Below are 14,940 nucleotides of genomic sequence, written 5' to 3'. Positions count from 1 at the left end.
GTAAGCTCAGGTAATGAGGTGTTTCACCTTGGTACGCTGGTGTCTTGATATCACGACAGGTGGAATTCCAAACGGTCAGGATGGCGTAGTGAATGCGACATCCTGAGGCGGTAGCGTGGCCGAAGGAAATGCCGAGAGAATTGTCTATAGATCATCACCCACCAAACAGCTGCTTCACTGCCATGACCAATTTGACCGCAACCGAGCTTCAACTCCTGCGCTCCTGCTTCGACCTTGCCCGTGCCGCCAAGCAATGCGGCGATACTCCCTTTGGCGCCTGCCTCGCCGATCAGAACGGCACGGTACTGCTCGAATCCAGCAACACGACCGTCACCAACCAGGACGTGACCGCACACGCCGAAATCGACCTGGTTCGCGCTGCCTCCAAAAGCTACTCACCCGCAGAACTCGAAAAAATGACACTCTTCTCCAGCGCCGAACCCTGCGCCATGTGCGCCGGCGCCATCGCCTGGAGCGGCATCGGTCGAATCGTCTACGCCCTTGGCTCCGAGCGCGTGGAAAAACTCGACCAACCCGTGCCGCACCTCCCGACGGTTTCAGGCCGAAAAATCATGGAAACGGCAAAAGGAGCACCGACGGTGATAGGGCCAGTGCTGGAAGACGAAGCCGCAGCCGTATTCTCAGATTAAGATCATATGAAGGATAGAAAACAGGCAGGAAAGTTAAGACATTTAAAAGGAGTGTAGATGGAACTCAAGTCTGTGAATGCTATGAGTGATGTTGTCGCCGAGACTATAACAGCGGAGGCCCACTCACCGGAACGTATTCTGAAGCGGATGCTGGCCGTGATTCGCGAGCACATGGACATGGACGTGGCATTCATATCCGAGTTCACTAACGGACAAAGAAACTTCCGCTATGTGGATTCACCATACCCTGATCAGCCTGTTCAAGAGGGTGGGGGAAACCCGCTAGAAGATACCTATTGTCAGCGGGTTATCGATGGCCGGTTGCCAGAGTTTATTCCTGATGCGAGCCTGAATAAAGAAGCGCAAGAGTTACCTGCCACGGCAGCAGTGCCTGTTGGAGCTCATCTAAGTGTTCCCATCAAGCTGAGCGATGGTAGTCTTTATGGGACGCTTTGCTGTTTTAGCTTCCAACCCAACACTGCATTGGATGATCGCGATCTAGGCATGATGCGTGCTTTTTCTGTGATTGCAGCCGATCAGGTTGAGAGGGATGCCAAGCAAAGGCAGGAAAGGAATGAGATCACAGCACGTATCAACGCTGCTCTTTCCAGCGACGCTATTTCCATGGTCTATCAACCCATCTACAACGTGGCGAAAGAGGCACTCGTTGGGTTCGAGTCGTTAGCCCGATTTTCGATGATACCTGTCCGAACTCCGGATGTTTGGTTCAAAGAAGCCAGTCAAGTCGGTCTGGATGTACCGCTCGAAATCCAGGTCATCAAACTGGCACTGCCACTGATCGAGCGTTTGCCGGCGGACTGTTATCTCTCAGTGAATATGTCCCCAAAATTACTTCTTGACGCTGAGGTAAGGAGCGTTTTGGAAGAATGGCCGGCAGAGCAGATAGTCATCGAGTTGACGGAACACTCCATCATCGAACGCTATGAAGATATTGCGGAAGCATTAGAGCCGTTACGGGCTCGAGGGGTACGACTCGCAGTGGATGATGCAGGTGCGGGATATGCAAGCTTTCGTCATATCCTGTCCTTGTCTCCTGACATCATCAAGCTCGATATGAGCATTACACGAAACATTGATACGGATCATCGACGTCGAGCGCTTGCGGTTGGGTTGATCGCTTTTGCAGAAGCGACCAATACCAAAATCATCGCGGAAGGCGTGGAAACCAAGGCTGAAATGGCCATGCTGCGCCAACTGGGGGTCAACAAGGCCCAAGGTTATTTCCTTGGCAAGCCAATGACAGCACAGCAGCTCAAGGAATACGGTTTTTGATGCTACCTAAGCTCATGTCGCGCTTCATGACATCTCCTTGAGCGGGTGACGGATTACGTCGCGTGCCATAAGGGCCCTCACACGGCTGCCAGCGCCGGAATGCCGAACAGGAACAAATGCACCAATAACTCCTCGGCCAATGCGTAGCCGGCGGCGAGTCCCACGCCGAGGTTGGCAGCACTGACGGCCAGCCATACAGCGATAAAGCCCAAGGCCACGTGCGCGTAGAGAAACTCGACCAACCCTGCCGCGTCTCTCGACGATTTCAGGCCGAAAAATCATGGAAACGGCAAAAGGAGCGCCGATGGTGATAGGGCCGGTGTTGGAAGACGAAGCGGAAGAGGTGTTTTCGGGGTGATCAAATCCCAACAACCTTCATTGGCGTTGACTTGCGGAAGCGCAGATTTTCGATTTGCAAAAGAGCTAATGCTGGAGCGGATGTATCCATGATTGGCCAGTCAGGGTCGAGCAGGCCTGCAAGGGAGCTTAGCTATAACTGAAGGGCTGAAATCGACCCAAAGCGGCCCTTCCGGAAAATGCAGACGGCACGTTCATCCGCATTATGCGCATGCACGATGATGGGTGTTTTACTGCCGAACTATACTTAATTTCAAGATTTTTCGGTACGTTAGGGAGAAAACGGCGTGCAGCATAACATTGTTGAACGCGCGTGAGCGTTCAAGTCAATATTGAGCACGCAGTTTAATACCTGTTATCTCCTTCCGGAGCTCTGAGTAAATTTATGGATTGGATCTTGGTTGGGTTACAACTATTGGCTTTGCTCGGAATAGGCAGTCTCTTCCTATTTCGAAAGTACTTATTTTCTTACTCCTCAGAAAAAGGGAAAAATCTGGCAACAAAGGAAGATGTCGAAGAAATTACGAGGAAAGTCGAAGGCGTAAAAGTTGAGTATGTCGCTGAGATTGAGCGATTAAAGGTTGATCTTTCTCTGTTCTCAAGAAAGAACACTATTCTTCTTGATGAAAAAATAAGGGTGTTCAAGAGACTGCAAAAAAGGCTGGTAGATTTTAAGAAATATTGTGAGGCGGCTCTTGGTGAATATGATGAAAGAGGAGAATTTCATCCAAACCTCCAAGGCTTAGCAGAGGATGTCGATAAAGCAGCTCTGCAACATATTACGGCGCTTCATGAAATAGAGCAGGAAGATTTTATTTTCCTATCAAAGAAATCTAGGAAGATATTAGCCGACTTGCACCATAACTGTTCAATGATGTGCAGCATGGAGATCGCAATATTTAGTGAAGAAAGTGGTTCTGAAATGGCAAAAAGCTCTATACCGCTTTACGAATCAGCTATTTCCAATATAGATATATGCCTGCAAAGCTTATACGAAGAACTAGAGTTTCCGTCCGTTGGGGAGCAGAGATAACCAGGCAATCAAACCGACGTGTGCCGCAAGACGGCCCACGCGGTTTATTGCAACGTTAAGGATGTTCGATAATGCACGATTCCGAACAAAGCGCACAGCACGCATTTGAAAGAGCCTCACTTCATTTGCCATCAGATTCTGATATAGAGAGGCTTTCATTCTCTGGGCTTGCGTCGTTACTTTCTTGCCATAGAGAAGGCACCGCCGAATACAGAGTGGTTGAGCGAGCAATTAAAAAACATCTCGCAAAAGACCAAGCAAAGATCAATCTCAAAAATGTAATCATTGGCGGCATCATGGCGGGGCTATTCGGTCTATCTGGCGTTGTTCTCGGCTGGTGGTTGCGCGACTCATCAACCATGCAGCAGCCACCCAGTAGCAGCACCGAGCATCAAATTCAGCAAGGCACATTCGGAAAGAATACGAACAGTGCTAGCATCCCGGTAATAAAACCGATATCCGGTCAACCAATAGCTGTACCAGAAGAAGTAGAAAGCAATGCACAACAAAGCCAATAAATTACCAATCATCCCCATACCCTTAACAAATCGTTCAACGCCGCTTCGCTGGACCTCCAAAAACTGTGCTTTTTCCGGCCCGTTAAAGAAGCGTTATGTGCTCATGGGGAGGTAAGTGTGGATCACAATAGAGAACGTTTGGCTGCTCATATTCTCCCCCTTTCAGTGGCAAACGATTTTGATACCGCGAGAACTGAGTGGGCGCTCATTGGGGTGGAGGTTAGCGAAGAATTTGATAGCTGTCCCTGCGGCCAGGACATCAAAGAGCATTGCTACATCCGCAACCAGATCAATGGTAACACCACGTACGTCGGTAACGTCTGTATTAACCGCTTCATCGGTATTGAGACTGGCAATCTTTTCGCTGGGCTTCGCCGCATAGCGGCAGATGACACGGCCAATGCAAACGAAGACCTGATCTATCAAGCTTTCAAGCTTGGCTACATCTTCGACCAGGAATACAAGTTCTTGATGGACACCCGCAGAAAACGGAAATTGTCGCCCAAGCAAATTGCCTGGAAGCAGAAGATTAATCGACGCATCATTAATAAAACCGTAGTGCAGCGCCGTAGCAGCACATAACCAGTGCTGGCACGGCGACGCCCTGTACATTGCGCCTTCGGCTCCATTCCAAGGGCGCGCATGCTGCAAGCGTTATGCGCCATGGCCATCAATTTTCAACATTTACATCAAGGATGTACATAAATGAATTTTAACTTTTTATCTGACCTGGCTGATGAACTGCAACGAAGACTTAAAGAAGCTGGACTATTAGTTCCTACATATGAGCAATTGCGAACACAAGATAAGCGCAGTGAACAGATAAAAAGTCAAATTGAATACTACAACTTAAGCAATCTACTGGTTCACTATTTCACAGTATACTCAAGAAGAATTCCGATCATTCAATGGAATGTTCATGTCTCAAGTAAATTAGCGGAGCGGAATGAGATTAGTAATATTGTCCAAAAGCTTGAGAGTGGCGAAGACGTCAATGGATTGTTGAGTAATAAAGTTAAGAAATTAAATCAAGCAAAGCATGCCGATTTACTCAGGTCAGAGTGGGGAATCTATCACTTGCACTTCAAAGAAAATCGTAGTGAAGATCTTTTATTTGTCTACTTTAATGAAGACAATGCTTACCTGCTTGATATCCTGAAACATGAGAAACCTGATGGTTCTGTTGTAACGTGGACGAACACAGATTTAATTCAAATTATTCATGATAATTGGCCTCATATAATTGAATCTTCTATTTTCAAGACTGACTCAGATGCACCTGTGTTAACTGCTGAGCAAAGGAGGACTTTGCGGAAAAAAACCACAAATACTAATGTTGTTGTAAGCGACGGGACTGAATACATGCCTTTGGGTGGAGGGTTTTCGTCAAGTAAGCATCCTGTTTCGGCCGTAATTCAATCAGACTTTTTGCTTCATAGAGTTAAGCAGCTTCAAGCGAGTGTTAGAGATAACTACTCAGTTATTGAGAAAGCTTTGGCTGAGCATACAACAACACCTAATTTAAAACTAAAGCTCGATGATAACTTTCAACCTCTTGTAGTTGAATCTGAGAAAGGTATATTGCTTAACCTGCAGGAAAATGAAGAACCCACATAAAAAGCCGGTGCATGTGACAGCCACCGCTTTGCGGCGTCTACACATGACCGGAGCGTAACATGAGGTCATTCTGAACGTCAGCTCCTGGGCGAGGCTGTGTGAAAACGTGGCTCCCACTATACTCAACCCGTGACAGCTCGTGGAGGTGCCGATGAAGCGCTTCGTTTCAGGTGAGTCCCGGTCTCAGGCCACGTTGTTCCCAGAGTTCCTTGATGATTTCGTCACAGAAGACAACCCCGTCCGGGCCATCGAAGCCTTCGTTGAGGCCCTCGACCTCAGACATCTGGGGTTCCAGGGTGTCGATCCCCATGCCACCGGTCGCCCCGCGTATCACCCCGCTGTTCTCCTGAAAATCTACCTCTACGGTTATCTCAATCGCATCCAATCCAGCCGCCGCTTGGAGCGCGAGGCGCAGCGCAATGTCGAGCTGATGTGGCTGACGGAGCGCCTGACACCAGACTTCAAGACAATTGCTGATTTCCGTAAGAACAATGGCAAGGCGATCCGCGACACCTGTCGAGACTTTGTCGTGCTGTGCCGGCGCCTGGGGCTCTTCTCACAAGCGATCGTGACCATCGACGGTAGCAAGTTCAAAGCGGTCAACAATCGAGACCGCAATTTTACCTTCGCCAAGATGAAGCGGCGCGCAGAAGAGATCGAGAAGAGCATTGAACACTACCTACGCCAACTCGACTCGGCTGACCAGGGAGCCCTTGCTGTCACGGAAGCGCAAACCGCTCATCTGAAGGAAAAGATCGCCGCCCTCACCGAAGAGGTGCAGCAACTGCAAGTGATTGAAATCCGAAGATCCCAGGCACCTGACCAGCAGGTGTCGTTGACGGACCCCGATGCTCGCTCCATGACGACGCGAGGCACTGGGGTGGTGGGATACAACGTGCAGACGGCCGTCGATAGCCGGCATCACTTGATCATCGCCCATGAGGTCACCAACGTCGGCAGTGATCGTGGCCAACTCTCCCGGATGGCCAAGCGGGCGCGTGATGCCTCCGGCACCAGCGATCTCAATGTTGTGGCTGATCGCGGCTACTTTAAGGGGGAAGAGGTACTCGCATGCCACGAGGCCGGTATCACCACCTATCTCCCTAAACCGAAGACCTCGCCGAGTCAGGCACGAGGGCTGTTTCCCAGAGAGGCACTCCGGTACGTGCCTGAAAGGAACGAATATCGCTGTCCGGCGGGAGAGCGCTTGATCTGGCGTTTCAAGAACGTCGAAAAGGGACAGGTGCTACATTGCTACTGGAGTTCCGCCTGCCCGGGCTGTTCAAGGAAGCCACAATGCACCACGGGGATATATCGACGAATCAAGCGTTGGGAGCATGAGAGTGTGCTTGAGTCGGTGCAAGGTCGACTGGATCAGAAGCCGGAAATGATGCGTCTCAGGCGCCAGACAGTCGAGCATCCGTTCGGGACGCTGAAAGCCTGGATGGGAGCAACGCATTTTCTAACCAAAACCCTCAAGACGTCAGCACGGAAATGAGCCTTCACGTGCTGGCCTACAACATGAAACGCGTCATGAACATCCTCGGCACTAAGCGATTGATTCAGGCGATGCAGGCATAATGTGCCTGCCGCCCTTATCGCTTCTGTAGCGGCCTCTGACGCTCTTCAGAGAAGCTTTCTCGAAAAGCATTATTTTGAATAACCTCGGATGTGGCGATGATGGAAGCGCTAAGAAGCGTCTCATTGGCCGCTGAGAATGGCTTCATCGTCAGATACAGGTATAGGCGGTGGGCTTTTGTGTTTTCACACAGCCTCGGCCGGCTGCCGAACTTCAGGTTACGCTGATGGAGCTGGTGTAGCAGCTGACGACCCTAAGCGGACGGTCCGGCAAAGGCAGCCAGCCCGTTCATTGGTGTTACACAACCGGCACGATGATTCGGATAAATAAACGTACAACCTAATCACTGTTATGCATAGGTGCTAATGAGAGATTATGGACTTTAACGAAAATACAAAAATTTCAGACATAGTATTTCGTGAGCCACTTGACGTGCATGCAAGGAAGTATCGTTCAGTCTTAATGATAATATCTGCATTGTCTATATTGTTATCGATTGATGGTCTAGCGATAAATAAACTTTTATGGATTCAAGTTAGTGATTATGACGCATCAAAACCCATTATGCTGGGGGCTTTGAGTGTAGGAGTTGCTTACTTCTTTTTTGGCTTTTCCTTCTACTCTTGGCATGATTTAAAGCAGTGGCGGCTTTCAAAAAATCTTACAAAGGTACAAATGGCCGCAAAAAACTTGTCAGACATAAGCGTTAAGTGCTTTGCCATTAAAAACTATCATGAAAAAATTAATAAAAATGAATACGTAAAGAATGAAGCCCTAAAGGAATTGTCATCCTATTCTTCGGTGTCCGAAAAGTTATACGTCCATGATCTTGAGAATCTAGTCACAAAAGTTAGAGGGTATATAAATGACCATAAAAAATTGCATATCGGCCAACTTGTAAAGCTACTTATCCTTGATTTTGGTATTCCGTATTTTGTTGCAATACTAGCAATAACGAAAAACCACACATATATAGTTCCATTTATAAAGGTAGTTTTTTCGGTAAATGCATAACACATATGAGCCGCCGCGGAATCAACAGGCAATAGTCGTTTTTGGCTGCCGAGCTATACTTAATATATAGGAATTTCAGGGGGGTTGGGCTGTGAATGTCGTGCGGTATAACCCGAATGAACGCGCAGGCACGCTCATTCAATCATAAGATAGGCAGTCTAATCACTGTTAAAAGGAGAAGCTATGAGCCTCTTAAAAGAATTCGAGGATGACGCTAGAATCGAAAAGCAAGATGGATCTGTCATTGGTCCATACAAAGCTTCGTTTCCCGGCAAGACCATTTTCATACTTGATGAGAAGGCGGATATAGAAGAGGGTGATGTAATTCTTCGCGAGCTACCCAGCGGTAAAGACGAGCGTTGCATAGTCACTGAGGCTACCTTTTATATGCGTGGCGTCGCTGGCACGGGGGCCCACTATCAAATCAAGTATCGCAAAGGTGGGCAATCTGAAATGCAGAAACCTGGCCACACCATCAACATTCATGGAGCCCAATCAGTTCAGGTAGGTGACCACAACACCCAAAACATTGTGAATTCCTTTGAGGCTTTAGTGAAGAAGATAGAGTCTGCTGATCTCCCACCCGAGCAAAAAGAGGAAGCTAAAGGTATGCTCCGCAAATTGTTAGAGCACCCTGCTGTTGTGTCGGTCATCGGAGCTGCGGCCGGGGCTGTTTTTTAACAAGTGCAGGTTGTCGGACAGTTACTACGCTGCGCTCCGTAACTGCCGTAACTGCCGTAACTGCCGTAACTGCAAGCGTTAGCATTCAGGAAGCTATGAACGACGAATTGCTATTAGATGTGTCGGGAATCATAGATGAAGAAACGTTCCATGAGTATGTATCCCAGAAGCTCGACTTCCCTGGGGACTACGGCCACAACCTAAACCCATTCTGGCATTTCTCTTCAGATGAAGTTCAATCATCTATGCCAAGAAAGCTCATAGTTGAGGGGTTGGCCGCTCTAAATACTTTCTTCCTGAGCTACACGATGGTTTCGTTGAGTGCCCGCAAGACTGCGCGAACGAGTACCCTGACCGTGAAGTCGTGTTACGGCAAGATAATCCCTCAGGCAAAGGCATTGAATTGGAGCATGAATAGTCATCAAGCTCCATGTACCAGTGCTAACAATCGCAGGCACGGCGACGTCTTTTCCATTGCGGCATCGCCTACACTACAAAGCCGCGCATGCTGCGGGCGTTACACGTCTCGTAAACTATGTACCTAACTAGCTCTAAAACAGCTGAAGACTGGAAAAGGGAACGTAAAGCTCTGGCAGCGTCAAGTGACGAGCTGCTTTGGAGACAGGCATTTACGGATTTCTTTTGGGGAAGGGTTCAATCTAGGTATCTCGATCCGATCAAAAAGTTAAAGGATCATGATAATTATGACGGTTATGGGTTTAGCATTATGACCTTGCTGTGCTCCCTTATCGAGTTCTTAGAGTCCAGTTACCAGGGCAAAAAATATAGGTATTGCAAAGATCGTGATCTTCAGGAAAACGAGTACAACAAGAGTAAACAGTGTTTTGTAGAATTTCTGACCACAAGAAAACCATTTTCTGACAAATTCACAGCTGATGAGGCTTTAGAATTCTATTCATCCATTCGATGTGGGTTGCTTCACGAGGCGTCGACGAAAAATGGGTGGAAAATATGGGCAAAATCGGATTCTGGAGAAGATATCATCTCTCAACAAGCTAAAACTGTGTATAGAGATGACTTCGAACTAGCGGTAAAGGCATACATTAAGGCATATGGTAACAAACTCACTCAAGATAAAAGACTTCAAGAAGCCTTTATCCGAAAGTTCGATGCATTGTGTGAGTAAGCAACGTGTAACAAAGCGCTGTTGTCGGACTACTTTTCCGCTGTCGCTCCAAATTATCCGAAAAGCGCGGCGTTATAGGGGGTTGAAGTAATGAGCACTGTATTTGAAACAGTAGTCGCAGGTGTCTCTGTTTATGTGCTCGGTCAAATAATCATCAAATTCATCATTGAGCCTATCCTTGAATTTAGAAGTCTTCTTGGGAGAGTTACTCAATTCTTTCTTCGTAATCAGGGGGAGATAATCACTGCCAAAGGTAGTGAGTCGACACAAGACGAGCTTTTCGTTCTAGCCTCAGAATTACTCCAAAAGAGGCAGTCGATCATCTGGTATTCACGATTGTCTTTCCTTTATGGTCTACCGTCTTCTGCGAAGGTTTTGGACGCTGCCAAGAATATGAATCAAATCGGAAACCGGATTAGGAATGGCAACGAGCAACGTGCTGATGAACAGGTTATAATTTATAGAGCAATGCAAAATATCGAGAGGTGTCTAAGCATTAATGTCAGCTATAACAATTAGTTGAAGTGCGTTCCAGGCCTGAGGACCATCCACCGGACAGCCGCTTCTCTGCATCGCTTTGAAAGGCAACCGCTGAACAAAAGCGTTATATGAGCTTTCGCTGAACGTCCGTTCTTGGCCGGCTGCCGAACTTCAGGCTACGCTGGTGGAGCTGGTGTAGCAGCTGACGACCCAAAGCGGCCATGCCGGAAAAGGTAGAATGCTCGTTCATCCAATATCAGAGCGCGCGGTCTAATCACTGTTAGGCGAAAGGAAGCATGACCCAGAGTCCTGAACTATTGCGACGGCTGCTTCGTGCGAAAGATCGGATGGACGGCGCGTCCTATGAGGAGTGGCCCATTCATCGATTGGCGCAAGTGAGCGCCGTTTCGGTTTCACACTTCGCACGCTCGTTCAAGGACGCTTTCGGCGTGCCCCCGCACCGTTACCTGCTCACACGCCGCATCGAGCGAGCCGTTGCGTTGCTTCGCGACACCGACCTCCCCATTACAGAGATCGCGTTCCAGACTGGATGGAAGAGCCTCGGTACCTTTGGACGCATCTTCCGTGACATCACTGGCGAGAACCCGGGAAATCTCCGAGCACGCGAGCGATCGACTCCGCACGGGCGGGAGCACGTGCCCGAGTGCATCGTGCGCGCCACTCAGCGTCCAGACCTGAAGATCGCAGTTTCGGAGAAGCGGCGGAAGAAGGCAGTTGAGAGAATAGAACTCCAATCAACGGAGGTTCTACTATGACTCAAGGTATAAATGTGGTCGGCCTGTATGTACGGGATCAGGACGAAGCGCTGGCGTTCTACGTCGAGCATTTGGGGTTTCGCGTCCACACGGATGTTCGCAATGGCGACTATCGCTGGCTCACGGTGCAGCACCCGGAGCAGCCCTCATTCCAGCTCGGACTGTTCAAGCCGGGCCCGCCGGTACATGACGCGGCGACGGCGCAGACTCTGTGTGAAGTCGTGGCCAAGGGTGCCATGCCACCGCTGGTGCTCGTGGTGGATGATTGCCGTGCTGCCTACGAACGGCTGAGCGGGAATGGCGTGGAGTTCACGCAGGAGCCTATTGATCGTTACGGTGCCCTGGACGCAGGCTTTCGTGATCCGTCCGGCAATGGATGGAAAATGATCGAAGCCAGGCCAAGGCCATAATCGCAGAGGTCGAAATGAACATGAGCGTCTGGATCCGTCAAAGTAACCGCTGGTTATCCATCTTTTTCACGCTCACCGTCATCGCCAACTTCGTGTACAGAGCGGCGGCATCGAGCGAGCCTCCATCGTGGCTGACATACTCGCCGCTGCCACCACTCTTTCTTCAGTTGTTTTCCGGTCTGTACCTGTTCGCGCTTCCGTATACTGCCAAATGGCGCAGGAGGGAACGCGCCTAACAAGTCAATCCAGCGGACGCTGTACCGGCGCCGCTGATTTCCGGCGTTATATGAGAACATTGCAGTTTTCCGCTTCTGGCCGAGTGAGGAACATTCGCCGAGACTGATGGAATGGCTGGGGTAATTGACAACCCTTTGCAGTCGTTTAGCGGCTATTTTCACAACCACCGATAATGGCCGTTTGCGAGGTCACGCCGGCGCGTTACTCGGGAAGATAGCCATCAACGAAATGCTCGAGCGTCGCAGCGTCGCGGAATGGCTTCGTCGTGGCCCATTTGTTATCAACATTCCAAACGCTTGATTTTAGAGGAGACGCAGTATGGACCGATTCACGGGCGGTTGCCTTTGCGGCAACGTCCGAATGGTGGCGTCGGGACTCCCATACCGGGTTGGTCTTTGTCACTGCCTCGACTGCCGCAAGCATCATGGGGCCCTTTTTTACGCTTCCGCGGTGTTCCCTCAGGATGCGGTGACGATCGATGGCGAAACACGCGACTACGCGGGGCGGTATTTCTGTCCCCGCTGTGGCTCGTCCGTTTTCGCACGCACCGCAGACGAAATCGAAGTGCACCTGGGGTCCCTGGATGCCCCTGACCAACTGATGCCAACCTACGAAAGCTGGATCGTCCGGCGCGAGTCCTGGTTGCCGCCGTTTCCGCTCACAAAACGATACGAGCGCGATCGTGACGCCACGGGTCGCTTTGAGGAGTAGGTCGCCGGTTGTCCGTTAACGCCGAACAGGGCCGCGCCCAGAATGGCCAGGCCGATAATGATGAAGATGTGTGTACGCATGTATATTCTTGCCTGTTCAAAAAGGGCGGAAGCTATCCGCCCCGGAGGCTGAGCAGCCCTCAGCGTGTGGTATAGCCACCGTTAGCGAAGATCGTCTGGCCGGTGATCCACCAGCCCTCGGTGGCGAGGAAGCGCACGATGGGCTCGATATCCTCGATCTTGGTCAGATCGCCATTCATGGCCTGCGACTTGTGGAACTCGACGCGCTCGGGCGTCTCCTGGCCATAGAAGAAGGGGGTGTCCATGGGGCCCGGGCCTATAGCGGTCACGGAGATGCCGCGGGCTCCGAACTCCTTCGCGGCAGCGCGGGTGAAGTGCTCGACCGGAGACTTGCCACCGGCATAGGTGGAGTAGCCATCGGTGAAGGCGGCCAGCAGGGAAGTGACGATGGTGATGACCTTGCCGTTGTCGTTGAGCGTTCGACCGGCCTCCTTGATGAAGAAGTACGCTGCCTTGGCATTGATGTCGAACATCGCGTCGTACTCTTCCTCAGAAGTCTCCACGATGGGCTTGCGCAAGACTTTGCCCACCGTATTGACGGCGATATCGACACCGCCGAAGCGGCTTTTGGCTTCCTCGAACAGGGTCGTGACATTGGCTGGTTGGGTTAGATCACCTTGAATGGCAAAGGCATCACTGCCGACGTCCTTGATCGCTTGAACGGTAGCCTCTGCATCGTCCTGGGTGGCGTTGCCATGATAGTGAACGACAACCTTGGCGCCGGCTTCTCCCATCTTGCGGCTGATGAGACCGCCGAGGTTCTTCGCCCCGGCACCGACAACAACCACTTTGCCCTCAAGAGTATGTACAGTCATGGTCGCCCTCCTTTCTGTGTGATCGGTTGGGGAAACACTGAATAAATGCCTGCGCAGCCCAATCACTGCGTTGCGCGGTGCGCGGAATCCTCACATATAACCCCATATGCTCCGGTTCCTGTGCTCCGGGCGCCTTGTGCTTGATGCCGCTCGCCGATTTCTTCAGCGCTTCCCTTAGTTGGAGATACGGTGCCTCAGGTGTGTTAACCGTGCATGAAGCCACCCGAGTGCACTTCCTAAAGGAGTATGGAGGGTGTGAACTCAAGGATAATCGGTTGCTCTCTGACAGCACTGTTCAGTAAGCACGAACAATGAGGGGAGAAAAATCGACCATCTGCCTGGAAACGGAAATCTAGGTTTTGTCCGAAAACTGCCTGCGCTCGACCATACGGCGTTAAAAATCAGCTCAAAATACTCATTTACACCCACGTAAACTCCGTTTTTTCGCTGATTTTTGCCTTGTCTGGCCATCGCTCGGCGACTTTTCGTACAAACCCTAGGGTAGCTGCTTGGCGCGCTGAGCCTGGGGCGGTGTGAGGCCGTGAATTTCCTTGCTGAGTAATGCCTCGGCCCAGGAGATGAAGACGTGAAGCAGACGTGAGCGATGATGGCGATGGGGGTAGAGGATCGTAAGCGGCATGGGGCCAGCCTGCTTGTCTGCCAGCACCTCGATCAGGCTTCCCTCGCGTAGATGATGCTGAACATCATAGGCTGGTACCTGTATCAGGCCGAGTCCTGCCAGGCAGCAGGCGATGTAACTCTCCGCACTGTCCACGGTGACGCTTCCCTGCATTGGCAGGGTTCGCACCTTGCCTCCTTTCCTATATTCCCAATCTTCAGCGATGCTGCTGAAAGGGGAGGCATAGTGGATGGCCAGGTGGTGGTGCAGGTCAGCGATGCTCTCCGGGACACCATGACGGGCCAGATAGCCGGGGCTGGCACAGTTGACGACGGGCAGAAGACCGAGGGGGCGAGCGATCAGGCTTGACTCGCTGAGTTCGCCCACCCTGATGGCGCAATCGACTCCTCCTTCCACCAGATTGACTGGGCGGTCGCTGGCTCCGATCTCGAGTTCGATGCCGGGATAGCGGGAGAAGAAATCGGGGAGGGCCGGCACGATGATGAGCCTTGCAATGCGGCCCGGCGCTTCCACACGTAACTTGCCACTGAGCTGGGAGCCATCATCCTGGAACAATCCCTCGAGCTCCTCCAACTCTGCCAGCAATCGCAAGGATCTGTCATAGAACGCTTCACCATCGTGCGTCAGGGTGACATGGCGCGTCGTACGGTTCAGCAGCCTCGTCCCCAACCGGGCTTCCAGTTCACGAATAGCCGTCGAGACAGTGGAACGTGGCATCTGCAGGCAGACCGCAGCCTTGGTGAAACTGCGCATTTCGGCGACACGCAGGAAGATGCGAAGGGCATCGATACGATCCATGGCGTGATCCTTGGTGAGTACGGATACCAACGGGCATCGCCTATAGCGTGCCAGACTCGCTCATACGGTGGAAAGCCGCCATTGGCAGCTAACGCTTGTCCCGG

General features: G+C 50.9%; 18 protein-coding genes and 2 pseudogenes. 16 read left to right on the top strand and 4 right to left on the bottom strand.

The features are described 5' to 3' along the window. Positions 1-182 precede the first annotated feature (182 nt). Entirely contained in the window at positions 183-650 is a 468-nt protein-coding gene (locus L861_RS04970; RefSeq protein ID WP_016415473.1) for a nucleoside deaminase, read from the top strand. A gap of 57 nt (positions 651-707) precedes the next feature. After that, positions 708-1,943, top strand: coding sequence for a sensor domain-containing phosphodiesterase (locus L861_RS04965; RefSeq protein WP_016415472.1), 1,236 nt, complete (start codon positions 708-710; stop codon positions 1,941-1,943). Between the two features lie 77 nt (positions 1,944-2,020). On the opposite strand, the gene L861_RS24660 is transcribed toward L861_RS04965, so the two are convergent. Then, positions 2,021-2,185 carry a hypothetical protein gene (locus tag L861_RS24660; RefSeq protein ID WP_016415471.1) on the bottom strand — a complete coding sequence of 55 codons (165 nt, stop codon included), beginning with the start codon at positions 2,183-2,185 and terminating at the stop codon, positions 2,021-2,023. 500 nt (positions 2,186-2,685) lie between these two features. Between L861_RS24660 and L861_RS04960 the strand changes: the two genes are divergently transcribed. The 14 genes and pseudogenes from L861_RS04960 to L861_RS24990 all read left to right on the top strand — a co-directional run. Next, on the top strand, positions 2,686-3,333 hold the full coding sequence (locus L861_RS04960) for a hypothetical protein (RefSeq protein ID WP_016415470.1): 648 nt from the start codon (positions 2,686-2,688) through the stop codon (positions 3,331-3,333). A gap of 71 nt (positions 3,334-3,404) precedes the next feature. Further along, entirely contained in the window at positions 3,405-3,851 is a 447-nt protein-coding gene (locus L861_RS24445; protein WP_144062958.1) for a hypothetical protein, read from the top strand. A gap of 117 nt (positions 3,852-3,968) precedes the next feature. Then, on the top strand, positions 3,969-4,433 hold the full coding sequence (locus L861_RS04955; RefSeq protein WP_016415468.1) for a hypothetical protein: 465 nt from the start codon (positions 3,969-3,971) through the stop codon (positions 4,431-4,433). A gap of 123 nt (positions 4,434-4,556) precedes the next feature. After that, positions 4,557-5,468, top strand: a complete 912-nt coding sequence (locus L861_RS04950; RefSeq protein ID WP_016415467.1) for a hypothetical protein — start codon at positions 4,557-4,559, stop codon at positions 5,466-5,468. A gap of 151 nt (positions 5,469-5,619) precedes the next feature. Then, positions 5,620-7,049 (top strand): annotated as a pseudogene (locus tag L861_RS04945) (IS1182 family transposase). A gap of 373 nt (positions 7,050-7,422) precedes the next feature. Continuing rightward, on the top strand, positions 7,423-8,061 hold the full coding sequence (locus tag L861_RS04940) for a hypothetical protein (RefSeq protein ID WP_016415465.1): 639 nt from the start codon (positions 7,423-7,425) through the stop codon (positions 8,059-8,061). Between the two features lie 183 nt (positions 8,062-8,244). After that, on the top strand, positions 8,245-8,742 hold the full coding sequence (locus L861_RS04935) for an RIP homotypic interaction motif-containing protein (RefSeq protein ID WP_016415464.1): 498 nt from the start codon (positions 8,245-8,247) through the stop codon (positions 8,740-8,742). A gap of 95 nt (positions 8,743-8,837) precedes the next feature. Further along, a complete protein-coding gene (locus L861_RS25275; RefSeq protein ID WP_201766405.1) occupies positions 8,838-9,287 on the top strand; it encodes a barstar family protein in 450 nt (149 codons plus the stop codon). Further along, positions 9,278-9,889 (top strand): hypothetical protein, encoded by a 612-nt coding sequence (locus L861_RS04930; protein WP_021029107.1) that lies wholly within the window; start codon positions 9,278-9,280, stop codon positions 9,887-9,889. The genes L861_RS25275 and L861_RS04930 overlap by 10 nt, the downstream gene beginning before the upstream one ends. 90 nt (positions 9,890-9,979) lie before the next feature. After that, positions 9,980-10,408: a hypothetical protein gene (locus L861_RS04925; RefSeq protein WP_016415462.1), complete on the top strand. Its 429-nt coding sequence runs from the start codon at positions 9,980-9,982 to the stop codon at positions 10,406-10,408. A gap of 257 nt (positions 10,409-10,665) precedes the next feature. Then, entirely contained in the window at positions 10,666-11,145 is a 480-nt protein-coding gene (locus tag L861_RS04920) for a helix-turn-helix transcriptional regulator (RefSeq protein ID WP_016415461.1), read from the top strand. After that, positions 11,142-11,555: a VOC family protein gene (locus tag L861_RS04915; RefSeq protein WP_016415460.1), complete on the top strand. Its 414-nt coding sequence runs from the start codon at positions 11,142-11,144 to the stop codon at positions 11,553-11,555. The genes L861_RS04920 and L861_RS04915 overlap by 4 nt, the downstream gene beginning before the upstream one ends. A gap of 20 nt (positions 11,556-11,575) precedes the next feature. Continuing rightward, positions 11,576-11,791 carry a hypothetical protein gene (locus L861_RS24020; RefSeq protein ID WP_236617044.1) on the top strand — a complete coding sequence of 72 codons (216 nt, stop codon included), beginning with the start codon at positions 11,576-11,578 and terminating at the stop codon, positions 11,789-11,791. A 319-nt stretch (positions 11,792-12,110) separates the two neighbouring features. Continuing rightward, positions 12,111-12,356: pseudogene (locus L861_RS24990) on the top strand (GFA family protein); the annotation flags it as partial. A 44-nt stretch (positions 12,357-12,400) separates the two neighbouring features. Here the strand turns inward: L861_RS24990 and L861_RS24985 are convergent. From L861_RS24985 to L861_RS04900, 3 genes are all read right to left on the bottom strand, one after another. Further along, positions 12,401-12,583, bottom strand: coding sequence for a hypothetical protein (locus tag L861_RS24985; RefSeq protein ID WP_236617105.1), 183 nt, complete (start codon positions 12,581-12,583; stop codon positions 12,401-12,403). 59 nt (positions 12,584-12,642) lie between these two features. After that, positions 12,643-13,398 (bottom strand): SDR family oxidoreductase, encoded by a 756-nt coding sequence (locus tag L861_RS04905; RefSeq protein ID WP_016415458.1) that lies wholly within the window; start codon positions 13,396-13,398, stop codon positions 12,643-12,645. 496 nt (positions 13,399-13,894) lie between these two features. Continuing rightward, positions 13,895-14,836: a LysR family transcriptional regulator gene (locus L861_RS04900; RefSeq protein WP_016415457.1), complete on the bottom strand. Its 942-nt coding sequence runs from the start codon at positions 14,834-14,836 to the stop codon at positions 13,895-13,897. Positions 14,837-14,940 lie beyond the last annotated feature (104 nt).

The sequence above is a fragment of the Litchfieldella anticariensis FP35 = DSM 16096 genome, from assembly GCF_000409775.1.
In the GTDB taxonomy this organism is placed as follows: Bacteria; Pseudomonadota; Gammaproteobacteria; order Pseudomonadales; family Halomonadaceae; genus Litchfieldella; species Litchfieldella anticariensis.
Note: the sequence above shows the minus strand (reverse complement) of the source record. Positions and strands in the feature narration are given on the sequence as shown.

Coding starts and splice junctions, on each gene's coding strand:
- L861_RS04970 (WP_016415473.1), top strand. CDS start 183: ATGACCAATTTGACCGCAACCGAGCTTCAACTCCTGCGCTCCTGCTTC.
- L861_RS04965 (WP_016415472.1), top strand. CDS start 708: ATGGAACTCAAGTCTGTGAATGCTATGAGTGATGTTGTCGCCGAGACT.
- L861_RS04960 (WP_016415470.1), top strand. CDS start 2,686: ATGGATTGGATCTTGGTTGGGTTACAACTATTGGCTTTGCTCGGAATA.
- L861_RS24445 (WP_144062958.1), top strand. CDS start 3,405: ATGCACGATTCCGAACAAAGCGCACAGCACGCATTTGAAAGAGCCTCA.
- L861_RS04950 (WP_016415467.1), top strand. CDS start 4,557: ATGAATTTTAACTTTTTATCTGACCTGGCTGATGAACTGCAACGAAGA.
- L861_RS04940 (WP_016415465.1), top strand. CDS start 7,423: ATGGACTTTAACGAAAATACAAAAATTTCAGACATAGTATTTCGTGAG.
- L861_RS04935 (WP_016415464.1), top strand. CDS start 8,245: ATGAGCCTCTTAAAAGAATTCGAGGATGACGCTAGAATCGAAAAGCAA.
- L861_RS25275 (WP_201766405.1), top strand. CDS start 8,838: ATGAACGACGAATTGCTATTAGATGTGTCGGGAATCATAGATGAAGAA.
- L861_RS04930 (WP_021029107.1), top strand. CDS start 9,278: ATGTACCTAACTAGCTCTAAAACAGCTGAAGACTGGAAAAGGGAACGT.
- L861_RS04925 (WP_016415462.1), top strand. CDS start 9,980: ATGAGCACTGTATTTGAAACAGTAGTCGCAGGTGTCTCTGTTTATGTG.
- L861_RS04920 (WP_016415461.1), top strand. CDS start 10,666: ATGACCCAGAGTCCTGAACTATTGCGACGGCTGCTTCGTGCGAAAGAT.
- L861_RS04915 (WP_016415460.1), top strand. CDS start 11,142: ATGACTCAAGGTATAAATGTGGTCGGCCTGTATGTACGGGATCAGGAC.
- L861_RS24020 (WP_236617044.1), top strand. CDS start 11,576: ATGAGCGTCTGGATCCGTCAAAGTAACCGCTGGTTATCCATCTTTTTC.
- L861_RS24985 (WP_236617105.1), bottom strand. CDS start 12,583: ATGCGTACACACATCTTCATCATTATCGGCCTGGCCATTCTGGGCGCG.
- L861_RS04905 (WP_016415458.1), bottom strand. CDS start 13,398: ATGACTGTACATACTCTTGAGGGCAAAGTGGTTGTTGTCGGTGCCGGG.
- L861_RS04900 (WP_016415457.1), bottom strand. CDS start 14,836: ATGGATCGTATCGATGCCCTTCGCATCTTCCTGCGTGTCGCCGAAATG.